A 23,609-nucleotide genomic window follows, 5' to 3' on the forward strand; every position below is an offset into this window, starting at 1 on the left:
GGCGGCTGCCGGCCGGCGGGGGCAGGCAGTCGACCGGCGGCTGCCGGCCGGCGGGGGCAGGCAGTCGGCGGGGACTCGCGGCCGTCTTGGACCGGCGGGCAGGGCCGGCATGGTCAACTCGGGTTTCAGGAAGTCGGCCGCTCAAACGGCGTGGGATACCGCGACTTCCAGGAACCCGAGTTGATCAAGCCGGTGTCGGGCCCAGGCGGGCACGAGCCGGCCGAATCCGGGCAGGCGGGACTCGCCGGTCGCGGGCACCAGCCCGTCGGGGTACGGGTCGGTCAGGTGGCGTCGTCGTAGCTGGCGCGGGGGGCCGGAGCCGAGGGGCTGCTCGTGGCCGTGCCGGACCGGGCCTCGTTCGACCGCAGGTCGGCGGCGTTGGCCACGTCCTTCAGGTCGTTGTGCACGCCGCTGACGTCCGCGCGCAGGTTGTCGTAGACGCCCTGCAACGGCTTGCGGATCGCCGCCTCGTCCTCCTCGCTGAGGAGGTGCTTGCGGATGAACGCCTTCGGGTGCAGGTCTTCCAGTTGGATGTCGGTGCCCAGCTCACGGCTCAGGTCGCCGGTGGCGTTGCGGGCCATGTTGCGCAGGTTGCGCACCAACCGCAGGCCGTCGGTGATCACGGCGGGGAGCCGGTCGCCGAAGATCAGCAGCGCCAGGAGCAGCAGCGCACCGATCTCCCACCAGTTCAGGTTGTCGAGCATCCCGCGGGCCTCCTCTCGGCGTCAGCAGCAAGACTACGCACGGCGGACGGCTTTCGGGCAAGGGGTGCGCCGCTGTTCACTTCGCTTCCACGATGAGTCACTTCGCGTCCGCGGCGAGAGTTACCGAGGTGTTCTGCCGGGCGGAGCCCCGCCGATACTCGACGGTCACGACCGAGCCCGGCGCGTACTTGCGGACCAACGCGGTCAGATCCGTCGGCTCGGTCATCGGCCGCCCGTTGATCTTGAGGATCACGTCGCCGACCTTCAGTCCGGCGCCGTCCGCGGGGCCGGACGGCTCCACCTCGGCCAGCCGCAGGCCACCCCCGACGACCCCGGTCGGGCCGTCCGCCCGAGCGCCGATCACCGTACGCCGGGCCTTGCCGGTGCCGATGATGTCCTGGGTCACCCGCTTGGCCTGGTTGATCGGGATGGCGAAGGCGAGCCCGATGTTGCCCGCTTCCTGCCCCTCGGCGACAAGTGACTTGATGGTGGAGTTCACTCCGACCACCCGGCCGGCGCCGTCGACAAGTGGGCCGCCGGAGTTGCCGTGGTTGACGGCGGCGTCGGTCTGGATGGCGGCGTAGTAACGCACCGGGCCGCCCGGCTCGCCGGCCTGCATCGTCCGGTCCAGCGCACTCACGATGCCGGCGGTGACCGTGTTGGCCAGCGACAACGGCGAGCCGATGGCGAGCACGGGGTCACCGACCGCCAGGGCGTCGGAGTCGCCGAACTCCACCGGTCGCAACCCGGGACGACTCACCTTGATCACCGCGATGTCCGACTCCGCGTCCTGACCGACGATGGTCGCCGGCGCGGTGCTGCCGTCGTTGAAGACCACCGAGGCCTTGCCGGTGCCGCCGGCCACCACATGGTCATTGGTGATCACATGGCCGTCGGCGGTGGCGACGAAGCCGGAGCCCTCACTGGTCCCGCCGAGGCTGCTCACCCGGACGGTGACCACGCTGGGCAGGACCCGTTCGGCGACCCCGGCCAGCGACTCCGGTTTGCGCTGCGCCAGCGCCGGCACCTCCGCGGGCGCGCCGCCGAGGACCGCCGCGCCAGCGCCGCCGCGCACCGCGAACGCGTAACCCAACGCACCGCCGAGGGTGCCGGCCAGCAGCGCGGTGATCACGGGAATGAGCAACAGGTGGCGCAGTGTCGGCCGGCCCGGCGCGTCGGGGTCGGTGACCGGCTCGGGCTCGGCGCCGGGGGCCACCACCCCGGGCACCACCACCGCGGTCGGGGCCGCCGGGTCGCGCCAGGGGTCGGCGAGCGCGTCCGACCACCAGACCGACCCGTCGGCCGAGTTGGGCCCACCCGCAGCCGGCGCGCCGTAAGACGCCGGTCCGACGGGAGACGCCGGCCAGCCCGGTGTCGGTCCGACCGGAGACGCCGGCCAGCCCGGTGTCGGTCCGCCGCCTGGCGAGGCAAGGGGCGTGCGGTCAGCCCCCGGCATGGTCGGCGGCCCCACCGGCGGGGCTCCTGCCCCGGGCGGTCGCGCCGGAGCCGGAGTCTCACCGCCCCGGCGCCAGTCCCAGCCGTCGGTCACGTCGGTGCCTCCCAGTCCGTCCCCGGATCCCGCGCCGCGTCGCCCGGCCACGGGCCGGTCTGGTCGCGGCTGACGGGATACCGCCTCCAGGATTGCACGGATGGACGCGGTGCAGTCAGCGGTTGCCCCGGTGATCGCTTCCGGCGGAGGCGCGGCTGCGCCCCACGACGGTCGCCTCTACGCTCACAGTGCCAACCCGCCCCCGCACAACGCACCGCCCCCGGAGGTGCCCCATCGCCACGGTCGCCGGTTCCGGCAGTTCGACGACACAGGCCCAGCATTTCGCCGAGTCGTACGTCACCGAGGATCTCGTTCTGCGTACCGCCCGCAGCCTGGCCCGGGAGGTGGGCCTCGACGCGGTCACCCCCGGCGCGGGGGCGGCGCTGCGGCTGCTGGCCGCCGCCGGCAACGCCCGTGCGGTGGTGGAGATCGGCACCGGCACCGGGGTGAGCGGCGTCTGGTTGCTGCGCGGCATGCGCGTGGACGGCGTGCTCACCACCATCGACGTGGAGGTGGAGCACCAGCGGATCGCCCGACGGATCTTCGCCGAGGCAGGTTTCGCGGCTGGGCGTACCCGGATCATCACCGGTCGGGCGCTCGACGTGCTGCCCCGGCTCGCCGACGGTGCGTACGACCTGGTCTTCGTGGACGCGGAGGCGACCGGCTTCCATGCCTGCGTGGAGGCGGCGCTGCGGCTGTTGCGCCCAGGGGGCGTGCTGGCGCTCAACGGTGTGCTGGCCAGCGACCGGATCGGTGACCCGTCCGCCCGGGACGCGGAGACGGTGACGGTCCGCGAGACGATCAAGGCGGTCCGGGAGTCGGAGCACTGGATCCCCGCGCTGCTTCCGGTCGGCCACGGGCTGCTCGCCGCGGTGAAGTGCTGATTCGAGCCCGGGACGGGTCAGAGCCTCGATCAAGCCGAGGCTCTGACCCACTCCCTAGTTGACGTCGGCGAGCCAGCGCAGCAACGACCGGACGCCCCAACCGGTGGCGCCACGGCTGACCTCGGCCTGGTCGCCGTCGGCCCAGGACGGGGCGGACATGTCCAGGTGCAGCCAGCGGTCTCGTAGTTCGCCGGTGAACTCGCGCAGGTAGAGCGCGGCCAGCACCGAGCCGGCACCCTGCGTGGGTGCGCTGTAGAGGTCGGCGATCTCGCTGCCGAGGTACTCGACGTAGTCGGTGTGCAGCGGCATCCGCCACGCCGACTCGCCGGCCGCCTCGGCCGCGGCCAGCACGTTGGCGGCCAACTCGTCGTTCTCGCTGTACAGGGCGGCGGTGCGCTTGCCCAGCGCCACCGAGTTCGCGCCGGTGAGCGTGGCCAGGTCGAGCAGCAGGTCCGGCTTGAGCTGCTGCACCGCGTACGCCAGCGCGTCGGCGAGGACCAGCCGACCCTCGGCGTCGGAGTTGGTCGTCTCGCTGGTCGTACCGCCGTAGTGCCGGATCACGTCGCCGGGGCGGAACGCCGAGCCGCTGACCATGTTCTCGGCCAGCGGGGTCAACGTGGTGATCCGGACCGGCAGCCGCAGCGCGGCGGCACCGAGGGTCGCGGCGGCGACCGCGGCCGCGCCGGCCATGTCCTTGCGCATCAACTTCATCGACGCCACCGGCTTGATCGAGATGCCACCGGTGTCGAAGGTGATGCCCTTGCCGATCAGCACCACGTGGGTGCGCGCGTCGGCGGGGTGCCAGTCCAGTTCGAGCAGCCGAGGTCCGCTGGCGGAGCCACCGCCCACGGCGAGGATCCCGCCGAAGCCCTCGGCGGTCAGCTCGGCCGGGCCACGGACCCGCAGCCGCAGGTCCGGAAGGTCGGCTGCGGCGGAGGCCACCTGGTCGGCGAACCACTGCGGGGTCTTCACCGACGAGGGAGTGTTGGTCAGGTCCCGGGCGAGATGGGTCATCGCGGCCGTGGTCCGGGCCGTGGCGACGGTGTCCTCGTACCCGGTCGGGTCGTCGAGCAGCAGGTCGACGCCGGTGAGCGCCGGTCGGTCGCCGGCCTCGGTGAGTCGGAACCGGTACGGGGCGAGCAGCAGCCCCTCGGTCAACCCGCGAACCGCGGCCGATGTCACCTCGGTCGGCAGCGCGATGGTGATATGCGTCTCAGCTGAAGCTGAGCGGGCCAGGGCCGCGCCGGCCGCCCGCCAAGCCGCCTCGCCGCCGTCACCGATGCCGAGCAGAAGCAGCCGGCCGGGAGTACGACCGGGGCGCAGCTGGGTGTGGATCTCGCCGGCTCGGCCCGTCAGCCGGGCCGCTGACGCCAGCGCGGCCGCCTCGTCGGCCGTGCCGTCCGGACCCGCCACGGCGGTCGACACGGGCTCGGCCGAGGTGTCACCTTCCGCCGTCGAATCGGCGGAGCGCACGGGCAGCACGAGGACGTCGAGCCGGTCAGGCTCGGCGATCAGACGGATGGCGAGCACGCGGAACCGTACCTCCAGGAAAGTGTCGCGGACCGGCGGAAAACCACCTGACCGCAGCGTTGAAGACCCTGAGCCACCGGCGATTCCGGTGGCTCAGGGTCCAAAGAACGTTCCGGGCGGCGTGAGCCGCCCGGAGCACTCCTTACTCAGCCGGCCGCTGCCTTCAGTGCGTCACCGAGCGCGTTGGCCTCGTCGGGAGTCATCTCGACGACGAGCCGGCCACCGCCCTCCAGCGGGACCCGCATGACGATGCCCCGCCCCTCCTTGGTGACTTCCAGCGGACCGTCGCCCGTCCGCGGCTTCATCGCCGCCATGTTGTCTCCCCTCAGACCTACACCAGGGTCGGTGGGTTGCCCCACAGCCACTTCGTCACGACCACCCGCAAGGGTCACGGGGGTGTCGACCAACGATTTTCCCTGATGAACACCGCCGGACCCAAACCGGAGCAGCATTGATGTAACAGCATCTAGCTTATCTTGAGAAGGCCTGTCACAATGTGCGGTCATGCAGGCACGGTCGGCACTCTTCGACCTGTACGGCGACCACCTCCGTCCGAGGGGTGGCCGGGCACCGGTTGCTGCCCTGGTCAAGCTACTGGCGCCGCTGGGAATCGCACCGCCGGCAGTTCGCACCGCCGTCTCCCGGATGGTGCGTCAAGGCTGGCTCGAGCCCCTCCGGTTGGTCTCCGGACCGGGATATTCGATCACACCGAAAGCTGCCCGCCGACTCGACGAGGCAGCGGCCCGGATCTACCGGACCGGTCGGGTCACCTGGGACGGCCGGTTCGATCTGCTGGTGTTGGAGGCCCCGGGCTCCCGGCGGGACCGCCAGCGGCTCGCCGCCAACCTGAGCTTCCTCGGCTACGGGACGCTCGACGAACAGACCTGGGTAGCCACCCGCCCCGCCGAGGACGTCGACCTGCTCCTCGCCGAGACCGGCATCCGGTTCGAGCGGTTCACCGCCTCGCACTTCTCCGGCACCCCCGGCGCGATGGGCGTGGTCCGACGCGCCTGGAACCTGGCCGAGATCGGCCGCGCCTACGAGCGGTTCGTCGCGGACCAGCGCCCGCTGCTCGCCGCGGTCACCGTGCGCAGCAGCGACGAGGAGGCGTACGCGACGCGGTTCCGCCTCGTGCACGCGTGGCGTACGTTCCTCTTCCAAGATCCGCAGCTGCCCCCGGCGCTGCTGCCCGAGCGGTGGCCCGGCACCGCCGCGGCCAGTTTCTTCGACCGGCACGCAGCCCGCCTGCGTCCGGCCGCCGACCGGTACGTCGAACAGTGCCTCGACGCCGGCAACCGCATCGTCCGACAGAAGGGTCGTTAGACACGTGACCGAGCCGCTGCTGGTCGACCGGACCGATGCCGTCGTCACCCTCACGCTGAACCGGCCGAACGCGATGAACGCGCTCGACGTGGCGCTCAAGGAGGCGCTGCGGGACGCCCTCGCCGAGCTGGAGACCGACCGGTCCTGCCGCGCGGTCGTCCTGGCCGGGGCCGGCGGGTCGTTCAGCGCCGGTCAGGACCTGCGCGAGCACGTGGCCACCCTGGAGAACTCCGCCAGTGACCCGCTGGGCACCGTGCGGGCGCACTACAACCCGATCGCCGCACGGCTCGCCAACCTGCCCAAGCCGGTGATCGCCGCGGTCCGCGGGATGGCCGCCGGGGCGGGCGCATCGCTGGCGTTCCTGGCCGACATCCGCATCGGCGGTCCGACCACCAGTTTCCTGATGGCCTTCGCCAAGGTTGGTCTCGCCGCCGACACCGGCGCCTCCTGGACGTTGCCCCGACTGGTCGGGCACGCCAAGGCGGTGGAGCTGCTGCTGCTGGCCGAGCCGGTCCGCGCCGAGGAGGCCTGCCGATTGGGCCTGCTCAACCGGTTGACGGACGACGACGAGCAGGTGTTGCCCGTCGCCCAGGAGTTGGCCGCCCGCCTCGCCGCCGGCCCGACCGTCGCGTACGGGGCGATCAAGCGCCAGCTCTCCATCGCCGACGCTGGCACCCTCGCCGACGCCCTCGCCGCCGAGGCGCAGGCCCAGTCGATCTGCGGCGCCACCGCCGACCACCGGGCGGCCACCCTCGCCTTCGTCGGCAAGCAGAAACCGGTCTTCGAGGGACGCTGAACGCGATCCGGACGCCGCCCTTACCGTTCTCGAACACGGGACGCCTAGCGTCGGCCGGTATGAGCGATCGTGAATCGGTGGCGCACCTGCTGCGCCGGGCCACCTTCGGGCCGACCGCCGAAGAGGTGGACGCGGCCGAGCGGGCCGGGCCGGCGGCGACCCTGGACCGGCTGCTCACCCCGCCCGCGACGGACCGGGGTGCGGCGGCCACGCCGGTTCCGACGCTGCCCCCGGACCCGTACGCCGGGCTGACCAAGGACTCCACCCGCGAGCAACGGCAGCAGGCCAACGCGGAGCGCCGCAAGCAACTCCAGCAGGTCACCGAGTGGTGGCTGGACCGGATGGTGGCCGCCGAGGACGGGCTGACCGAGAAGTTGCTCTTCTTCTGGCACGGGCACTGGGCCACCAGCGCGCAGAAGGTCAAGTCGGCGAGGCTGATGGTGAGCCAGTTGGAGACGCTGCGCCGGCACGGTCGTGGGCCGCTGGGCCCGCTGGTCGCCGCGATGGTGCGCGACCCCGCCCTGATCGTCTGGCTGGACGGGCAGAAGAACACCCGCAAGGCGCCGAACGAGAATCTGGCCCGCGAGCTGATGGAGCTGTTCACCCTCGGCATCGGCGCCTACAGCGAGGCCGACGTGAAGGCCGGCGCGCGGGCCCTGACCGGCTGGGTGGTCGACCGGCGTACCGGGGTGGTCCGCTTCGAAACCAAGCGGCACGACCCCGGCGAGAAGAGCATCCTCGGGCAGAGCGGCCGGTTCGACGCCGAGGCGTACGCCGGCCTGCTGGCGGCCCAACCGGCGGCGGCGACCTTCGTGGCCGGTCGGCTCTGGTTCCGCTACGCCGGCACCGAGACCCCGGCACCAGATGGCCTGGCCGGTGCGGACACCATCGCGACACTGCGCGCGATCTTCTCCGCACCGGCCTTCGCGCAGACCCGGGGCACGCTGGTGAAGCAGCCGGTGGAGTGGTTGGTCGGTGGGCTGCGGCAGCTCGGTATCCGACCGTCCGCGCTGCCCGAGCAGCAACGTAGACAACTGCTGGCCGGTCTGAACGCGCTCGACCAGGTGCCGTTGCGCCCACCGAGCGTGGGCGGTTGGCCGGCCGGGTCCGCCTGGCTGACCACCTCGTCGTTGCAGGCCCGGCTGCGGACGGCCGGCGTGCTCGCCGCCGCCACGGCACCAGCGGTGCTGGCCCGGCTGACCGCCGCGCCCACGGCCGGCCGACCGGACGCGCTGGCCCGACTGCTGGTGGTCGACGGCTGGGGAGCGCGCACCCGCGCCGCTCTCGCCCCGCTGGCCGGTGAGCCCCGCAAACTGCTGGCCGCCGGCCTGGTCAGCCCCGAATACACAGTCAGCTGAGCGGAGGAGTCGACATGGACACCCTGACCCGACGCAGGTTCCTACTGACCAGCGGGGTGGTCGGCGCGGGCGCGTTGGCCGCCGGGGCCGGCGCGTACAGCCTGCGGGACCTGCTGGACACCAGCGGGGACCGGGACCCGCAGTCCCGCACGCTGGTGCTGGTGACCCTCTACGGCGGCAATGACGGTCTCAACACGGTCATTCCGTACGGCGACCCGGCCTACCGGGCGGCTCGCCCGGAGCTGGCGTACCCGGACGGGGAGGTGCGGCGGTTGGACGACGACTTCGGCCTCAACCCGGCGCTGGCCGGCCTGCACCAGCGCTGGTCCGGCGGTGGGTTGGCGATCGTGCGCGGAGTCGGCTACCCGAAACCGGACCGCAGCCACTTCCGTTCGATGGACATCTGGCACACCGCGCAACCGGACCGGCCCGGCAACACCGGCTGGCTCGGGCGGTGGCTGGACCGCGCCGGTGGCGACCCCCGGCTGGCGGTCTCCTTCGAGCCGGCGCTGCCGCCGCTGCTGGCCGGGGCGGAGAGCGCCGGTGCGGCCGTGCCGGTGACCGACCGCAAGGCCGCGAAGGGGCTGCCCGCGGCGACACTGACCGCGTTCGCCGCCGTCGAGGCGGGCGAGTCGGCGGCCCGAGGTCGGGCCGCCGCCTGCTTCGCCGACCTGCGGTCGGTGGACGAGATGATCCGCCAGGTACGCGACTCCGCCGACCCGGACACGGCGGACCCGGACGGCGAGCAGGCCTCCGCGACGGCCACCGGCGGGGCACGCACCCCACTGGACGCGCAGCTCGACCTGGTCGCGCAGTGCGTCGAGGCGGGAGTGTCCACCCGGGTCTTCTCGGTGTCGCTGGGAGGCTTCGACACGCACGCCGACGAGAAGCAGTTGCAGGCCGTGCTGCTGGGTCAGCTGGACCGGGCGTTGACCGGCTTCGCCGACCGGATGAGTCGCACCGAGGCGGGCCGGAAGGTGGTGGTGGCGGTCTACTCCGAGTTCGGTCGTCGGGTACGGGCCAACGCCTCCGACGGCACCGATCACGGCACCGCCTCGGACGTGCTGCTGCTCGGCGCGGGCGTCCGGGGCGGCTGGCACGGCTCACCACCGAGCCTCACCGACCTCGACGACGGCGACCTGAAATACACCACCGACTTCCGGGACGTCTACGCCACGCTGCTGGAGCGGGTGCTGGACACCGACCCGGGCCCGGTCCTCGCCGACTGGCGGGGACGAGTGGACAAGCTTTTCTAGTCGTCCTCTTCCGGGTCCTGGTTGGCCTGCTCGCCCAGCACGAACGCCTGCATGGCCAGCTCGTCGCCGGACGGCGAGACGAAGGCGGGCAGCTCACGCGGGCCCAGCTCCTGCACGTAGGACCAGAACAGCCGAACCGCCTCGGCCGGCGTGCCGGCCTCGATCGGCAGGTCGAGGCTGACCAGCCAGGTGCGTCGCGCCGGGGGCGGGCCGAGCTGGTCGACCAGCGCCCGGAAGGCCGCCGGCTCCACCGCGGTGACCGGCCCGTCGAGCGTCAGCAGGTCGGCCGGCACCGGCTCGTCGAAGGCCCGACGGGTGTACGCGACGACGAGCGTGCCCGGCTCGATCGGGGACTGCGGGTCGTCCGGGTCTTCGCGGTGGCGTCGACCCGGCGCGGTGACCCGGCCGAGGGCCACCAGCCGTGGCGGCGCGTCGACCAGCACGGCGACCTGGTCGCCCAGCCCTGGCCGGGCGACGTCGGTGAGCCCGGTGAGCTCCAGCGTGTCATGGTGCACGAGCCGCTCGGCCTCATACCGTTCGGCGGGCAGCAGCACCGCCCAGGTGCCCACCCCGTCGGCGTTGCCGGCCGCACCGGCCCGGTGCGCGGTCTCGGTCGTCATGCCTGCCATCTCATCACGCCGCCGCTGGAAGGGTGACGTGACAGCCGACGATGTGATCGTCGACCATCCCGGTGGCCTGCATCAGCGCGTACGCGGTGGTCGGGCCGACGAACCGGAAGCCGCGCTTCTTGAGCGCCTTGGCCATCGCCGTCGACTCCGGGGTGATCGGCGCCAGCTCGGCGAACGAGGCGGGACGGGTTGGCCGGGGCTCCGGCGCGAAGGACCAGAGCAGCGCGGACAGGCCCTCGGGCAGTTCCAGTGCGGCGCGTGCGTTGGCGATCGCCGCCTCGATCTTGGCCCGGTTGCGGACGATGCCGGCGTCGGCGAGCAGCCGGGTCACGTCGGAGTCGTCGTAACGGGCGACGGTCGGGATGTGGAACTCGTCGAAGGCCAGTCGGAACGCCGGACGCTTGCGCAGGATGGTCAGCCAGGACAGCCCGGACTGGAACGCCTCCAGCGTCATCCGCTCGTAGAGCGCGTCGTCGCCGCGCAGCGGCCGCCCCCACTCGGTGTCGTGGTAGACGGCGTAGTCGGGGGTGCTGGACCCCCAGGCGCAGCGAGCCAGCCCATCCGCGCCGATCACCAGGTCAGTCACCTGGTACACGCTAGGGCATCGCACCGACACCCCATTGCCACCGGCCGCCCGGCTGCCTATGGTGCTTGTTACCGACCGGTAGGTCGAGGTCACCCGACGGTGCACCCCGACCGGTGACGGCGAGCGGAGGCCGCGGTGAAGGAGTTCCCGGACGTCATCGCCTGGTCGATCCCGGCCTTCGTGCTGCTCATCGTGCTGGAGCGGGTCTCCTACCTGCTGCACCGAGACGACGACGAGGTCGGCTACGGCGGCGCCGACACCGTGACCAGCATGGCGATGGGCCTGGGCAGCATCTTCACCGACCTGCTCTGGAAGGTGCCGATCGCCGCCGCGTACGCGCTGCTCTACGCGCTCACCCCGCTGCGGGTCGCCGAGGTCTGGTGGACCTGGCCGCTGATCCTGCTCGCGCAGGACTTCTTCTACTACTGGTCCCATCGCGGTCATCACGTGATCCGGATCCTCTGGGCCTCGCACGTGGTGCACCACTCGTCGCAGCGGTTCAACCTCTCCACCGCGCTGCGCCAGCCGTGGACCGGGCTGACCAGCTGGGTCTTCTACATCCCGCTGATCCTCATCGGCGTACACCCGGCGGTGGTCGCGTTCTGCGGCTCGGTCAACCTGCTCTACCAGTTCTGGATCCACACCGAACGCATCGACCGCATGCCGCGCTGGTACGAGGCGGTGTTCAACACCCCGTCGCACCACCGGGTGCACCACGCGTCGCAGGGCAGCTACCTGGACCGCAACTTCGGCGGCATCCTGATCGTCTGGGACCGGCTCTTCAAGTCGTTCGCGCCGGAACGGGAACGTTGCGTGTACGGCCTGACCAAGAACGTCGGCAGCTACAACCCGGTCCGGGTGGCCTTCCACGAGTACGCCTCGATCGCCCGGGACCTGCGCGCCGCGGTGACCTGGCGGCACCGGGTCGGGCATCTCTTCCGCGCACCGGGCTGGCAGCCGGCACCGGCCTCCCCGGTCAGGGCAGCCGGCCCTGCTCGACCAGACGGGCAAACCTCTTCAGCGCCTGGGTGAGGCCGAGCTTGGAGCCGGGCCAGAGCACCGGCCACGCCAGTCGACCGGCCCGACCGCCCGGCAGGTGGAACCACTCGTGCCAGACGACCTGGGTGCGGTCCCGGTCCAGCTGGGTGCAACGCAGCACCCCCGGGCCGCGCAGCAGCTGGCCGTGGTGCACGACGCCGATCTCGTACGGCTCGTCGACCCGGACCACCCGCATCTCGTCGCGCAGCGCCGCCCGGCCGAGCGCGGTCACCGCCTCGATCCGGCTGCCCTCGCGCCCGTCGCCCTCGACAACCCGGACGCGGGTGAAAGGGATCCAGTCGGACTGACGTTCCCAGGCGAGCAACGCGGCGAAAACCCGCTCCGCCGGGGCCTCGACGATCACCGTGGCGGTCACCTCACCGGCACCGGGTCGGGCCGCCTCGCGAAGATCGTCAGCGCCCTCCGGCTCGGTCACGCCGACTCCGACCGAACCACCGCGTCGCGCTGCTCGGTGCCGGCGGTCTGCTCACGATCGGCCGACTCGTCGTCGGCGGGCGCGGCGGCGGGTGCCACCCCGTCGGAATCCGCCGGGGACGAGCTGGCGGCGGGCAACGGGCCGGGAGTCGTCGAGCCGACCGGGGCCGAGCCCGCCTCGCCGGTCAGCGGCGCATCGTTGCCCGGCTCGGTCGCCTTGCCCGGCTCGTCCCCCGCATCCGCGTCCGTGGTGGTCACCTTGCTGGCGGACTGCTCGCGGGCCTGCCGCAGCACGTCCGCATCGTCGGTGCGCCCCTCACGCAAGGCGATGACCTCCGACTCCAGTACGCCGATCAGCTCGGACTTGTAACCGATGTCGTAGGCGGCACGGCGCATCGCCTGATCGACCTGGTCCATCCGGTACCCGCGCAACCCGGTGTCGAAACGGACCGCCCCCACGTCGGATTCGCGCAACGGGCGGGTGCCCGGCAACGCCACGGCCTGCGAATCCGGCTCGGCCGGCACCAGGCCGGGATCGCGCCCGCTGACCAGCACGGTCACGCCGAATATCACCGCCGCGACGGTCAACGCCACGACCAGGAGGAGCAGAAGCTGACCCATGTACTGATCGTGGCACGGCAGCCGGCCGGGAGCGACCCCGCCACCCGCCTCGATCACGATCGGTGCCGACGCCCGCCCGGAATCGTGGACGGGCGACCGACTAGCGTCGGGACCGGCCGACGCGGCGGCGACGGCGCGAACTTCCAGGAGGCGGGCATGGCCGGGGCGCTTCGGCTGGGTGGGCACACGTTCGCCCCCGGCGAGCTGGTGGTGATGGCGATCATCAACCGCACGCCGGACTCGTTCTTCGACCGCGGGGCCACCTACGCCGCCGACAGCGCTCTGCGCGCCGTGGAGCGGGCGGTGGACGAGGGCGCTGCCATCATCGACATCGGCGGCGTCAAGGCCGGCCCCGGCGCGGACGTGGACGTCGCCGAGGAGATCCGGCGCACGGTGGACACCATCGCCGCCGTCCGAGCCGCCTTTCCGGAGGTGGTGATCTCCATCGACACCTGGCGGGCCGAGGTGGCGATCGAGGCCGTGGCGGCCGGGGCCGACCTCCTCAACGACACCTGGTCGGGCGTCGACCCGGCGTTGGTCCGGGTGGCTGCGCAGACCGGCGCCGGCCTGGTCTGTTCGCACGCCGGCGGGCTGACGCCGCGGACCAGGCCGCACCGGTCCGCCTTCACGGACGTGGTCGCCGACGTGGTCGCGACGGTGACCGGGCTCGCCGAGCGCGCGGTGGCGGCAGGGGTACGCCCCGACGGCATCCTCATCGACCCGGCGCACGACTTCGGCAAGAACACCCGGCACTCGCTGGAGGTCACCCGCCGACTGGACGAGCTGACCGCGACCGGCTGGCCGGTGCTGGTGGCCCTCTCCAACAAGGACTTCATCGGTGAGACGTTGGGCCTGCCGGTGGCCGAACGGCTGGAGGGGACGGTCGCCGCGACGGCCGTCTCGGCCTGGTTGGGCGCCCGGGTCTTCCGGGCCCACCAGGTCGGCCCGACCCGCCGGGTGCTGGACATGGTGGCCTCGATCCGAGGCGACCGCCCGCCCATGGCGACCCGAAGAGGGCTGGCCTGACCGGTCGTCGCCGTAACCGACCGCGAACGGCGGACGGACCGGCACGATCGCCGGAGCTGTGACGCTCAGGTCCAGCGGAGGATGTTCCTACGCCAGGCGTAGAGGATGCCGAGCGCGAGCACGGCCACGAACACCGCCATCTCCACCACCGTCACCAGTCCGAAGCCCGGCCGGTCGAAGACCACCGCCCAGGGGAAGAGGAACACCGCCTCGACCGCGAACAGCACGTACAGGTAGGCGTACACGTAGTAGCGGATCTGCATCTGCGCCCAGTCGGCACCGACCGGGTCGAGCCCGCACTCGTAGCTGGCCCGCTTGCCCGGCGGGTCGGCCGGACGCGCCGGGCGTAACACCCGGTTGGCCGAGAACGCCGTAACGAAGAAGAGAACGCTGGCGAGCAGCAGGAGCCCGAGCGTCGCGTACGAGCCCAGGTATCCGTTCACAGTCGGCAGCCTACCGTCCGCCCGGACGAGTCGTCCCAAACACGTTACGAATTTGTTTCGCATGGGACTAGTGCCCAGGGGCAACTGTTACCGAATACTGGACACCCACCCATGTCACCGGAGGACAGATGGCCCGCGTGAAGGCATCGCCCGGTAACCGGGCGGAGGGGCGACGTTCCACGCCCCTGCTGGCGACCGCGCTCGCGCTCGGCCTGCTCACGGCGCTCGCCGTGGGACCGGCGTGGGCCAGCGCGGCCGCACCGGACGCGGACCCGGTCGCGACCACGGCCGAGCCGGTCAACGAGCCGGGCGGCGAGGAGCCCCCGACCACACCGGCGGAGGAGCCCACCCCGACCGAAGACCCGGGCGGCGAACCGGAGCCGACCGAACCGGCACCGGAGACCACCGCGCCACCACCGGAGACGACGCCACCGGCGCGCCCGCGCGGGGCGGCACCACCCGACCGCCCAGCCCGGCTCCCCCGGTGCCACCGACTGCGCCCCCGGCCCCGCCGACACCCCCGGCTCCGCCGGTCCAGCCGCCCGCGCCGGGTTCGGCGCCACCGCCGCAGAGCCCGCTGGGCGTGCAGGTCACCACCGGCGACGTCACCCTCAGCGAGGCGTACTGGAACAAGGCGAGCACGGCGGCCACTCTCCAGGTCACCGTGCACAACACCGGTACCACTGCGCAGCGGGTCCGACTCTCGTACACGCTGCCCGCCGGGTTGACCGACGCCGGCACGAAGGGCTGCGCGGCCGTCGGTGGCGGCGCGTACCGCTGCGGGGCCTGGAGCACCGAAGCGGGCGTCCGCTTCAGCACCGTGCTGCGCCTGCGGGTCGCTGGCACGGCGTGGAAGGAGATGCCGCTCAGCGGCTCGGTCCAGGTCATCGCGGACGCGCCGGGAGTGCCCGGGGAGGCGACCGACGACCAGGGCTTCGCGGTGCTCTTCCCACCCGGCCCGCCGGTGCCCGGGATCACGCTCGCCGCCGACGAGGTGGCCTTCGACATCAGCGGAAGCCCCAGCACCCTCACCCTGCGGCTGGGCAACACCGGCAGGGTGGACGCCGCCGGCCGGGTCGAGGTAGTCCTGCCGGCCGGGGTGACAGTGTCGGCCCCACCGCTCGGCTGCGTGGCGGTCGACCCGACGCGTACCCGCTGCGACGCCGGCCTGATGCTGGCGGGCACGACCGCCGAGGTGCGGCTGCCGGTGGAGGCGACACCGCAGGCCCAGCGGGAAGCACCGTTGTCCGGTGCCGTGATCGGTCAACTCGATCCAAGTAGCGGCCCGACCCGTCGGGTGCAGATGAGCTTCCGGATCACCTCTGCGGCCGCCCTGGCCACGCCGGTGGTCTCCCCGCCGGCGCCGACCGGCTCGCAGGGCGTACTCCAGGCCGGTGGCGCGACCGGAGACGGCGGGTTGACCTCGGTGGAGCGCACCGCGGTGATCCTGATCGCGGTTTCCACGCTGCTGGTGGTGCTGGCTCTCACGCTGGCCACGACCTCGCTGCGCCGCCGGCTCGGCGGCCCGCCGCCTGAGCCGGCACCCAACCCCGCGGACTGATCGACTGACGACCCCGGCACCCGCCGCCGGGGTCGTCGGCGTGGCCCGGTGGTGATCTGAATTACGGCGGGCGGGGCGAAATACCGCAAAGCTGGGCATTTCTCGGTCCGGTCTGGTCCCAGTCGGCGGACCTCCAGGGATGGTTAGGGCTCCCTTAGACGTAGGCTCTCAGGTGAGGAACGACAGCGGCCGGACCAGCCTGGGCGGTGCGGCGAAGCGTTGCGTCGAGGAGGTTCCGTGGCCGGGCAAGCCCCGCAGTCGCGAACGAAGGTGGCACAGTGACCAAGCAGATCCGTCAACTCGACCGGGTGGTCATCCGGTTCGCCGGTGACTCCGGCGACGGCATGCAGCTGACCGGCGACCGGTTCACCTCGGAGACGGCGCAGCTCGGCAACGACATCTCCACGCTGCCAAACTTCCCCGCCGAGATCCGGGCTCCCGCCGGCACCCTGCCCGGCGTGTCGAGCTTCCAGGTGCACTTCGCCGACTACGACATCCTCACGCCGGGCGACGCGCCCAACGTGCTGGTGGCGATGAACCCGGCGGCGCTCAAGGCCAACCTGGCCGATCTGCCGCGCGGCGCGGACATCATCGTCAACACCGACGAGTTCACCAAGCGCAACCTCGCCAAGGTCGGTTACCAGACCAGCCCGCTGGACGACGACTCGCTGGCCGGTTACGTCGTGCACCCGGTGGCGCTGACCTCGATGACTGTCGGCGCGCTCGCCGCCCACCAGGTGTCCAAGAAGGACGCCGAGCGGTCGAAGAACATGTTCGCGCTCGGCCTGCTCTCCTGGATGTACTCCCGGCCCTACGAGTCGACGCTGCGCTTCCTGGAGCGCAAGTTCGCGGCCCGTCCGGAGCTGGTCGCCGCGAACGTCGCCGCCTTCAAGGCCGGCTGGAACTTCGGCGAGACCACCGAGGACTTCGCGGTCCGCTACGAGGTCAAGCCGGCCAAGATGAAGCCGGGTACGTACCGCAACATCACCGGCAACGCGGCGCTCTCGCTGGGGTTGGTCGCCGCCGGGGTCCGCTCCGGGCTGCCGGTCTTCCTCGGCGCGTACCCGATCACGCCCGCGTCGGACATCCTGCACGAGCTGAGCAAGCACAAGCGCTTCGGCGTTCTCACCGTCCAGGCCGAGGACGAGATCGCCGCCGTCGGCGCCGCCCTGGGCGCCTCCTACGGCGGATCGCTCGGCGTGACCACCACCAGCGGCCCCGGCGTGGCGCTCAAGAGCGAGACGATCTCGCTCGCGGTGGCGCTGGAGCTGCCGCTGGTGATCGTGGACGTGCAGCGCGCCGGCCCGTCGACCGGCATGCCGACCAAGACCGAGCAGGCCGACCTCAACATGGCGCTCTACGGTCGGCACGGTGAGGCGCCGGTCGCGGTGATCGCGCCCCGGTCACCGTCGGACTGCTTCTTCGCGGCGCTGGAGGCGGCCCGGATCGCGCTCACCTACCGCACCCCGGTGATCCTGCTGTCCGACAACTACGTCGCCAACGGCTCCGAGCCGTGGCTGCTGCCGGACGTGGAGTCGCTGCCCGACCTGCGGGTCGAGTTCGCCACCAAGCCCAACGGCGAGGACGGCACGACTTTCCTGCCCTACCTGCGTGACCCGGAGACCCTGGCCCGGCCGTGGGCGATCCCCGGCACCGCGGGCCTGGAGCACCGGATCGGCGGTCTGGAGAAGGCCGACAAGACCGGGGACATCTCCTACGACCCCGCCAACCACGACTTCATGGTGCGCACCCGGGCCGCCCGGATCGAGACCATCCCGGTGCCGGACATCGAGGTGGAGGACCCGGACGGCGACGCCCGGGTGCTGGTCCTCGGCTGGGGCTCGACGTACGGGCCGATCGGCGCGGCGTGCCGCGGGGTCCGCCAGCGTGGCCTCTCCATCGCCCAGGCGCACCTGCGGCACCTGGCACCGATGCCGGCCAACCTCGGTGAGGTGCTCCGCTCGTACGACAAGGTGGTCATCCCGGAGATGAACCTGGGCCAGCTGGCCCACGTCATCCGGGCCCGCTACCTGGTCGACGCGATCAGCTACAACCAGGTCCGCGGCCTTCCGTTCACGGCCGCCGAGCTGGAGACGACGCTGGAAGAGGTGCTGAAGAATGTCTGAGCCCGTCGCCGTCAAGCTCACCGCGAAGGACTTCAAGTCCGACCAGGAGGTGCGCTGGTGCCCCGGCTGCGGTGACTACGCGATCCTGGCAGCCATCCAGCAGTTCATGCCGGAGCTGAACATCCCCCGGGAGCGCACCGTCTTCGTCTCCGGGATCGGCTGCTCGTCCCGCTTCCCGTACTACATGAACACGTACGGGATGCACTCGATCCACGGTCGGGCCCCGGCGATCGCGACCGGCCTGTCGGTGTCCCGGCCGGACCTGTCGGTCTGGGTGGTCACCGGCGACGGCGACGCGCTCTCCATCGGTGGCAACCACCTGATCCACGCGCTGCGGCGCAACGTCAACCTCAAGATCCTGCTGTTCAACAACCGGATCTACGGTCTGACCAAGGGCCAGTACTCTCCGACGTCCGAGGTCGGCAAGATCACCAAGTCGACACCGGCCGGCTCGGCTGACGCCCCGTTCAACCCGCTCTCGCTCGCCCTCGGGGCGGAGGCCAGCTTCGTGGGCCGCACCATCGACTCCGACCGTAAGCACCTCCAGTCGGTGCTTCGGGCCGCCGCGGAGCACGAGGGCTCGGCCTTCGTGGAGATCTACCAGAACTGCAACATCTTCAACGATGGGGCGTTCGACCAGCTCAAGGACCCGTCCACCCGGGACGACTACCTGATCCGCCTGGAGCACGGGCAGCCGATCACCTTCGGCGCCGACGGGCAGTTCTGCGTGGTGCACCCGCCGGGCGGCTTCGGCCTGGAGGTCCGGGACACCAACTCCGTCCGCCCGGAGGAGATCGTCGTGCACGACGCGACGGTGACCGACCCTGCTTACGCCTTCGCGCTGTCCCGGCTGCCCGGCCTGGACCTGCGCAACACTCCGATCGGGGTGTTCCGCTCGGTGGACCGACCGTCCTACGACAGCGTGGTGCAGGCGCAGCTCGCGGCCGCCAAGGCGAAGGTCACCGAGACCCCAGAGCAGCAGCTCGCCGGCCTGCTGGGCAGCGGCGACACCTGGACGATCATCTGACGCTCGGAACTGAAAGGGACAGGGCCCGCAACCATTCGGTTGCGGGCCCTTCCCGTTACTGCTGTGAACAGCCTGATCAGAAGACCAGGTTGAAGGCACCCCAGCCGGTGCCGATGACCGCGCCGCTCGAGTCGATCCACTGGCCGTAGCCGTTGGTCGTGTAGAGCCGCAGCCGGCCACTGCCGTCAACGCCGAGCATGTCCATCATGTTGTCGCCGCTCCAGTCGCCCGGAACCATGATGTTCTTGAAGCCGCCCCAGCCGCCACCGATCTTGGTACCGAACGGGTTGGTCCAGCCGCCCTTGCTGTCGGACTGGTACATCTTCAGGTCGCCGGTCGAGGTACGACCGATCAGCACCTCACGCCCGTCGCCCTTCCAGGCCCCAGGGGTGAGGAACAGGTTGAAGCCGTTCCAGCCGGTGCCGATCTTGGTGCCGAACGGGTTCTCCCAGCCGCCCGCACCATTGCTGGTGTAGCGGACCAGGTCGCCGTTGGACTTGCGCACCAGCAGGCTCGGCCGGTTGTTGCCCAGCCAGTTGTTCGTCACCATGAGCGCGGTGAAGCCCTGCCACCCGGTACCGATCTTCTTGGCACCGCCGACGAAGTTGCCCTTGCCATCGGTGTTGTAGAGGAACAGCTCACCGTTGGGCTTCATCGCCATGATGGACGGCTTCTTGTCGCCGTTCCAGTTGTAGACGCGGAACACCCGGCTGAAGATGCCCCAGCCCGTGCCGATCTGCTGGCTCCCGTAGAAGCCGCCGTACCCGTCGTTGGAGAAGCCACTGCCGTAGAACATCCCCAGGTTGCCGGCGGAGTCGCGGGCGAGCAGGTCGGTGTGACCGTCGCCGGTCCAGTCCGCGTTGACCAGCGGCGGACGGGTCAGGTCCGCCTTGATGGAGTTGTTGTAGTAGCTCAACCGCTCGTAGTAGCCGGGCGACGAGCCACACGGCTGGAAGCCCCAGTCGGTGATGCCGACCTGGACCCCCTTGACGAGCAGCGGACCGCCCGAGTCACCCCCGCAGGTGTCGCTGCTCGGCGTGGCGTCGGTGCCCGAGCCAGCGCAGATCATGCGGTCGGCGAGGTAGAGCCCGGGGACGTTGCAGTCCGCATCGGACCGCATCGGAACGGTCGCCTTGCGCAGCCGACTGTCCGGCTCCAGCTCGTCGGACGTGGTGACGCCGTAGCCCGCGATCTGGGCCTGCGTACCAGCCACGTACGGAGTCTGGTCACCCTGGGCGCTCAACGACACCGCGGTGTACGCGCTGGGCAGGTTCTGCTTCAGCGTGAGGACCGAGACGTCGTCGAGGATCGGCGCGTTGGGGTCGTCGTACTGCTGGGCGATGTTCCAGCCCGGGTGGGTCCAGGTCGACGCGACCTCGGCGACGTATCCGCTGCCACCGACGAGCTGGCCGTTGCTGTCGACCAACCGGTCGTTGCCGGCGATGACCCGAGTGGTGCCGGGCCCGTCGGCGGTGCAGTGGGCGGCCGTCAGCACCTTGTTACGGGCGATGATGGTGCCGGTGCACCAGTACCAGTAGAAGTCCGGGCCGTCCTGGAAAGTGGTGACGATGCCCACGATGTACGGAAACTCGGAGGCGCTCGCCAGGGTCCCCTGGAAGACCTTGGGAGAAGCACCCGTACCGGACTGGAAGGTCCGGCCCTGGGCGCCCGGCTTGGGAAGCGTGAGCTTCCCCTTGTGCAGGTTCGGCAGCTTGCTCAACCGGTCCGGTCGCGAGCTGCTCGCCACGTCGTACGCGCCGCCGGCTGGGGCGGCGCTAGCACTGGTCGTGGGTGCCACGGCCGCCACGCCCGTGAGAGCGAGGCCCGCCACGACACCGGCGTACCACCGCCGTCGGGCTCCTGCGGATGTTGCCACTTCAGCCACTGATTGCTTCCCGTCGTTCGATTAACGAGGCACTCGGAACTGCCCGGGATGACCTGCGTGGGACGCGACGGGTGAACGACAAACCACACCAGGGCGAATCCGCCCGAAATTGAAGATTTCCCCGTCGTGCCTGCGCCAACGACGCTGCACCGGCAAGCCCCGGCAGCGACACCCATTGACAGCTCTAAGCCGGGACACCGTAGCAAGGGTTCGATCGGGAAGCTGCCCTGTAACGAGGTTTTTCCATGATCCGCAACCGGACCGCGATGAAGCGATGGGGTCAGCGCAGCCGCGCCTCATCCGGACGGTTGCGGCGTCAAGCCTCCTGGTGTTCAGAAACTGGATGTCCCGCCCCCGGGGGATGGCCGTTCCGCTGTGGATCGGCCACCCCCGTACGGCGAGGGAAAGCAGTCAGCGGGCGGCGCCGGCTGGCACCCAGAGGTTGTCGATCTCCTTCTCGGCCGCCGCGAGACTCGCCTCGTGCAGCGGGATCAGCTCGGCCATCGCCGGCACCGACGGTGCCAGGGTCAGCTCGGCGGTGATGAAGCGCGGCTGCATGCCGGTCAACGACAGGCCGTGCGGGAGCCACGGCTCGGCGTGGTCCCAGCCATAGCGAGGAGTGCCCTCGCCGTAGCCGCCGCCCCGGGTGGCCAGCACCACGAAATCGCGCCCGCCCAGCAGGCCCTCCTGCGTCGTCGGGTCGTACGCCAGCCCGGGAACGATCAGGTGATCCACCCAGGACTTGACGCTGCTGGGCGCGCCGAAGTTGTAGAGCGGCAGGCCGAGCAGGACCACGTCGGCCTGCTTCACCTCGTCGACGAGCCGCTCGCTGAGCTGCCAGGACTCGCGCTGCGCCGGCGTGTGCTGATTTGCAGGGGTCATTCGCGCCAGCCCGCCGTCCGCGTCCAGGTGCGGCAGCGGCTCGGTGCCCAGGTCCCGGTAGGCCACGGTGCCGTCCGGGTGGGCCGCACGCCATGCGTCGACCGCGCGGGCGGTGAGCCGCCGGCTGACCGACCAGTCACCGCGGATGCTCGAATCAATATGCAGCAGATGCATCATTCCTCCTTCAGGGATCGTTCGTGAAGCACCAACTATTTATAGCAGGCCGATGTTCCGCTGAGTCGGTAGACTGGGTCACATGTCCGCGCAGCCGCTCGACTCCTCCGAGCACCGCTCGGGCGCACTCCTGGACCATCTGGCCCGGCGGATGCGACTGCGGTCGGAGTCGGTGCTGGCGCCGCTGGGGCTACGCCCCCGGCATCTGGTCGCGCTCACCGTGCTGCGCGCCGGCGGCGGCACCGGGCAACAGGCGCTCGCCACCATCCTGGAAATGGACAGCACCAACATCGTCGGGCTGCTCAACGACCTGGAAGCGAAGCAGCTGATCGAGCGTCGGCGCTCACCCGAGGATCGCCGCCGACACGTCGTCGAACTCACCGAAGACGGGGCAAAACGCCTCAGTGAGGCCGAATGCGCCCTGGCCAGTGCCGAGGACGAGGTGCTGGGAGCACTGGATCCCGCCGAGCGGGAGACGCTCTACAAGCTGCTCAGCCGGGCCTCCACCGGCACGGCGGTCAACTGCACCGAGGCCATCTGCGTCGCCGACGACACCTGCTGACGCCGCCTCACCACAGCGGCGACAGCGCCGTCATGCCAGCGGTCACATCGACCGGCAGCGGTAGGACGGTCAGGCGGTGGTGGCCGACTGGGGTCGGTCGTCGCGTACGTGCACCAGCATGTCGCCGGTCTCGATCACCGCGCCGGCCCGGTCGGCCAGGGTGACCACCTTGCCCCGCCGGACCAGGGCGATCACCAACGACTCCAGCTCGCGCGGCGAGCGACCCACCTCGTCCCGCTCGGCGGAACGCATCGCCAGCGCCATGCCCTGGCCGGGAGTGAGCAGGTCCTCCACCACGTCGATCAGCGGCGGCGCCGAGGTGGACAGGCCGAGCAGACGGCCCGCCGTGGCCGAGGAGACGATCACATGGTGCGCGCCACTCTGCTTGAGCAGCGGGGCGTTCTCCGCCTCCCGCGCCGCCGCGATGATGCGGACCTGCCCAGCGGTGAGCTGCCGTACCGTCAGCGCGACCAGCACCGACGCGTCGTCGCTGTCGGTCGCGATGATCACGGCCTTCGCGTTCTTGACGTGCGCCTCGTTCAGCACCGACGAACGGGTCGCCGAGCCCTCGATCGCCACCAGCCCAGCGGAGGTGGCCTGCCGCAGGGCGGCGGCACTGCGCTCCACCACCACGATCCGCGAGCGGTCCAGACCGTTCTCCATCAGGGCGGAGACAGCGCTGCGCCCCTTGGTGCCGTAGCCGCAGATGATGACGTGGTCCTTCACGGCTCTCCTCCACCGCGACAGGCGACGGCCGGTCCGGTACTGCTCGGTCAGAACTTCCAGGGTGGTGCCGACCAGGATGATAAGGAAGATCACTCGGGCCGGGGTGATGAAGAGGACGTTGACCAACCGGGCCGACGGCGCGGCCGGGGTGATGTCTCCGTAGCCGGTGGTCGAGAGCGACACGACCGCGTAGTAGAAGCAGTCGAGGAGGGTCAGGCCGTCCTCGTTGACATCGCGGTAGCCGTCCCGGCCCAGGTAGACCGCGGCGACCACGGCGAAGACCAGGCCCAGGGCGGCGGCGAGCCGAAGGCTCAGCGCGCTCAGTGGGCCCCGGCGCTGCGCGGGAAAATGGATCACCGTCGAACCTGCTCCCCCGCCGTCGCCTGCACGCCCACAACATAGCGGGTACACCGTCGACCGCACGCCGGGGTTGCGGCGGACAACCGACGGCGCGCCCGCACCCGACTACGGGACGACAACGACGAACC

Annotated in this window: 23 protein-coding genes; 11 read left to right on the forward strand and 12 right to left on the reverse strand. The window is 71.3% G+C overall.

From position 1 onward, the window contains the following. Positions 1-281: 281 nt before the first annotated feature. Complete coding sequence (locus tag DLJ58_RS06135) at positions 282-704, reverse strand: twin-arginine translocase TatA/TatE family subunit (RefSeq protein WP_091394791.1); 423 nt, start codon at positions 702-704, stop codon at positions 282-284. A 97-nt stretch (positions 705-801) separates the two neighbouring features. After that, positions 802-2,268 carry a S1C family serine protease gene (locus DLJ58_RS06140; protein WP_425271295.1) on the reverse strand — a complete coding sequence of 489 codons (1,467 nt, stop codon included), beginning with the start codon at positions 2,266-2,268 and terminating at the stop codon, positions 802-804. A gap of 299 nt (positions 2,269-2,567) precedes the next feature. Between DLJ58_RS06140 and DLJ58_RS06145 the strand changes: the two genes are divergently transcribed. Continuing rightward, positions 2,568-3,137 (forward strand): O-methyltransferase, encoded by a 570-nt coding sequence (locus DLJ58_RS06145; RefSeq protein WP_112581855.1) that lies wholly within the window; start codon positions 2,568-2,570, stop codon positions 3,135-3,137. A 54-nt stretch (positions 3,138-3,191) separates the two neighbouring features. Here DLJ58_RS06145 and DLJ58_RS06150 read toward each other — a convergent pair whose 3' ends face one another. Together DLJ58_RS06150 and DLJ58_RS06155 are read right to left on the reverse strand one after the other, a co-directional pair. Continuing rightward, entirely contained in the window at positions 3,192-4,667 is a 1,476-nt protein-coding gene (locus tag DLJ58_RS06150) for a leucyl aminopeptidase family protein (RefSeq protein ID WP_124854255.1), read from the reverse strand. Between the two features lie 146 nt (positions 4,668-4,813). After that, positions 4,814-4,981: a DUF3117 domain-containing protein gene (locus DLJ58_RS06155; RefSeq protein ID WP_007455245.1), complete on the reverse strand. Its 168-nt coding sequence runs from the start codon at positions 4,979-4,981 to the stop codon at positions 4,814-4,816. A gap of 190 nt (positions 4,982-5,171) precedes the next feature. On the opposite strand from DLJ58_RS06155, the gene DLJ58_RS06160 reads away from it, so the two are divergent. The 4 genes from DLJ58_RS06160 to DLJ58_RS06175 are packed head-to-tail and all read left to right on the forward strand — an operon-like array spanning position 5,172 to position 9,400. Further along, a complete protein-coding gene (locus DLJ58_RS06160; protein ID WP_091394799.1) occupies positions 5,172-5,990 on the forward strand; it encodes a PaaX family transcriptional regulator in 819 nt (272 codons plus the stop codon). A gap of 4 nt (positions 5,991-5,994) precedes the next feature. After that, the gene (locus DLJ58_RS06165) at positions 5,995-6,786 is read left to right on the forward strand and encodes an enoyl-CoA hydratase-related protein (protein WP_091394802.1); all 792 of its coding nucleotides are present in this window, start codon (positions 5,995-5,997) and stop codon (positions 6,784-6,786) included. A 59-nt stretch (positions 6,787-6,845) separates the two neighbouring features. Next, positions 6,846-8,144 carry a DUF1800 domain-containing protein gene (locus DLJ58_RS06170; protein ID WP_124854256.1) on the forward strand — a complete coding sequence of 433 codons (1,299 nt, stop codon included), beginning with the start codon at positions 6,846-6,848 and terminating at the stop codon, positions 8,142-8,144. 14 nt (positions 8,145-8,158) lie between these two features. Further along, positions 8,159-9,400 (forward strand): DUF1501 domain-containing protein, encoded by a 1,242-nt coding sequence (locus DLJ58_RS06175; protein ID WP_124854257.1) that lies wholly within the window; start codon positions 8,159-8,161, stop codon positions 9,398-9,400. On the opposite strand, the gene DLJ58_RS06180 is transcribed toward DLJ58_RS06175, so the two are convergent. Beyond that, positions 9,397-10,020, reverse strand: coding sequence for a hypothetical protein (locus tag DLJ58_RS06180; RefSeq protein WP_124854258.1), 624 nt, complete (start codon positions 10,018-10,020; stop codon positions 9,397-9,399). The genes DLJ58_RS06175 and DLJ58_RS06180 overlap by 4 nt on opposite strands. A gap of 13 nt (positions 10,021-10,033) precedes the next feature. Then, positions 10,034-10,615 (reverse strand): DNA-3-methyladenine glycosylase I, encoded by a 582-nt coding sequence (locus tag DLJ58_RS06185; RefSeq protein WP_124854259.1) that lies wholly within the window; start codon positions 10,613-10,615, stop codon positions 10,034-10,036. Positions 10,616-10,750: 135 nt separating this feature from the next. On the opposite strand from DLJ58_RS06185, the gene DLJ58_RS06190 reads away from it, so the two are divergent. After that, positions 10,751-11,647 carry a sterol desaturase family protein gene (locus DLJ58_RS06190; RefSeq protein WP_124854260.1) on the forward strand — a complete coding sequence of 299 codons (897 nt, stop codon included), beginning with the start codon at positions 10,751-10,753 and terminating at the stop codon, positions 11,645-11,647. Here DLJ58_RS06190 and DLJ58_RS06195 read toward each other — a convergent pair. Both DLJ58_RS06195 and DLJ58_RS06200 read right to left on the reverse strand, forming a co-directional pair. Further along, on the reverse strand, positions 11,592-12,089 hold the full coding sequence (locus DLJ58_RS06195) for an SRPBCC family protein (protein WP_124854261.1): 498 nt from the start codon (positions 12,087-12,089) through the stop codon (positions 11,592-11,594). The two genes, DLJ58_RS06190 and DLJ58_RS06195, sit on opposite strands and share 56 nt — an antisense overlap. After that, positions 12,086-12,709, reverse strand: coding sequence for a DivIVA domain-containing protein (locus DLJ58_RS06200; RefSeq protein WP_124854262.1), 624 nt, complete (start codon positions 12,707-12,709; stop codon positions 12,086-12,088). Before DLJ58_RS06200 ends, DLJ58_RS06195 begins: the two co-directional genes overlap by 4 nt. A 156-nt stretch (positions 12,710-12,865) precedes the next feature. Between DLJ58_RS06200 and folP the strand changes: the two genes are divergently transcribed. After that, entirely contained in the window at positions 12,866-13,735 is an 870-nt protein-coding gene (gene folP / locus DLJ58_RS06205) for a dihydropteroate synthase (RefSeq protein ID WP_124854263.1), read from the forward strand. A 65-nt stretch (positions 13,736-13,800) separates the two neighbouring features. On the opposite strand, the gene ndhC is transcribed toward folP, so the two are convergent. Beyond that, positions 13,801-14,178: an NADH-quinone oxidoreductase subunit A gene (gene ndhC, locus DLJ58_RS06210; RefSeq protein ID WP_091394827.1), complete on the reverse strand. Its 378-nt coding sequence runs from the start codon at positions 14,176-14,178 to the stop codon at positions 13,801-13,803. Positions 14,179-14,761: 583 nt separating this feature from the next. Between ndhC and DLJ58_RS06215 the strand changes: the two genes are divergently transcribed. The 3 genes from DLJ58_RS06215 to DLJ58_RS06225 all read left to right on the forward strand — a co-directional run bounded on the left by DLJ58_RS06215 (position 14,762) and on the right by DLJ58_RS06225 (position 18,892). Further along, positions 14,762-15,739 carry a hypothetical protein gene (locus tag DLJ58_RS06215; RefSeq protein ID WP_244218807.1) on the forward strand — a complete coding sequence of 326 codons (978 nt, stop codon included), beginning with the start codon at positions 14,762-14,764 and terminating at the stop codon, positions 15,737-15,739. 278 nt (positions 15,740-16,017) lie between these two features. Then, positions 16,018-17,865, forward strand: a complete 1,848-nt coding sequence (locus tag DLJ58_RS06220) for a 2-oxoacid:acceptor oxidoreductase subunit alpha (protein WP_112581690.1) — start codon at positions 16,018-16,020, stop codon at positions 17,863-17,865. Next, a complete protein-coding gene (locus DLJ58_RS06225) occupies positions 17,858-18,892 on the forward strand; it encodes a 2-oxoacid:ferredoxin oxidoreductase subunit beta (RefSeq protein ID WP_124854264.1) in 1,035 nt (344 codons plus the stop codon). Before DLJ58_RS06220 ends, DLJ58_RS06225 begins: the two co-directional genes overlap by 8 nt. Positions 18,893-18,968: 76 nt before the next feature. Here the strand turns inward: DLJ58_RS06225 and DLJ58_RS06230 are convergent, their stop codons facing one another. Both DLJ58_RS06230 and DLJ58_RS06235 read right to left on the reverse strand, forming a co-directional pair. Next, complete coding sequence (locus DLJ58_RS06230; protein ID WP_158629551.1) at positions 18,969-20,690, reverse strand: S1 family peptidase; 1,722 nt, start codon at positions 20,688-20,690, stop codon at positions 18,969-18,971. 498 nt (positions 20,691-21,188) lie between these two features. Then, positions 21,189-21,833: an FMN-dependent NADH-azoreductase gene (locus tag DLJ58_RS06235; protein ID WP_244218808.1), complete on the reverse strand. Its 645-nt coding sequence runs from the start codon at positions 21,831-21,833 to the stop codon at positions 21,189-21,191. Positions 21,834-21,915: 82 nt separating this feature from the next. On the opposite strand from DLJ58_RS06235, the gene DLJ58_RS06240 reads away from it, so the two are divergent. After that, complete coding sequence (locus tag DLJ58_RS06240) at positions 21,916-22,395, forward strand: MarR family winged helix-turn-helix transcriptional regulator (protein WP_124854267.1); 480 nt, start codon at positions 21,916-21,918, stop codon at positions 22,393-22,395. Positions 22,396-22,464: 69 nt separating this feature from the next. On the opposite strand, the gene DLJ58_RS06245 is transcribed toward DLJ58_RS06240, so the two are convergent. Further along, positions 22,465-23,478 carry a potassium channel family protein gene (locus tag DLJ58_RS06245; RefSeq protein ID WP_112603739.1) on the reverse strand — a complete coding sequence of 338 codons (1,014 nt, stop codon included), beginning with the start codon at positions 23,476-23,478 and terminating at the stop codon, positions 22,465-22,467. Between the last annotated feature and the right edge of the window lie 131 nt (positions 23,479-23,609).

The sequence above is a fragment of the Micromonospora arida genome (assembly GCF_003857035.1).
Classification (GTDB): Bacteria; Actinomycetota; Actinomycetes; order Mycobacteriales; family Micromonosporaceae; genus Micromonospora; species Micromonospora arida.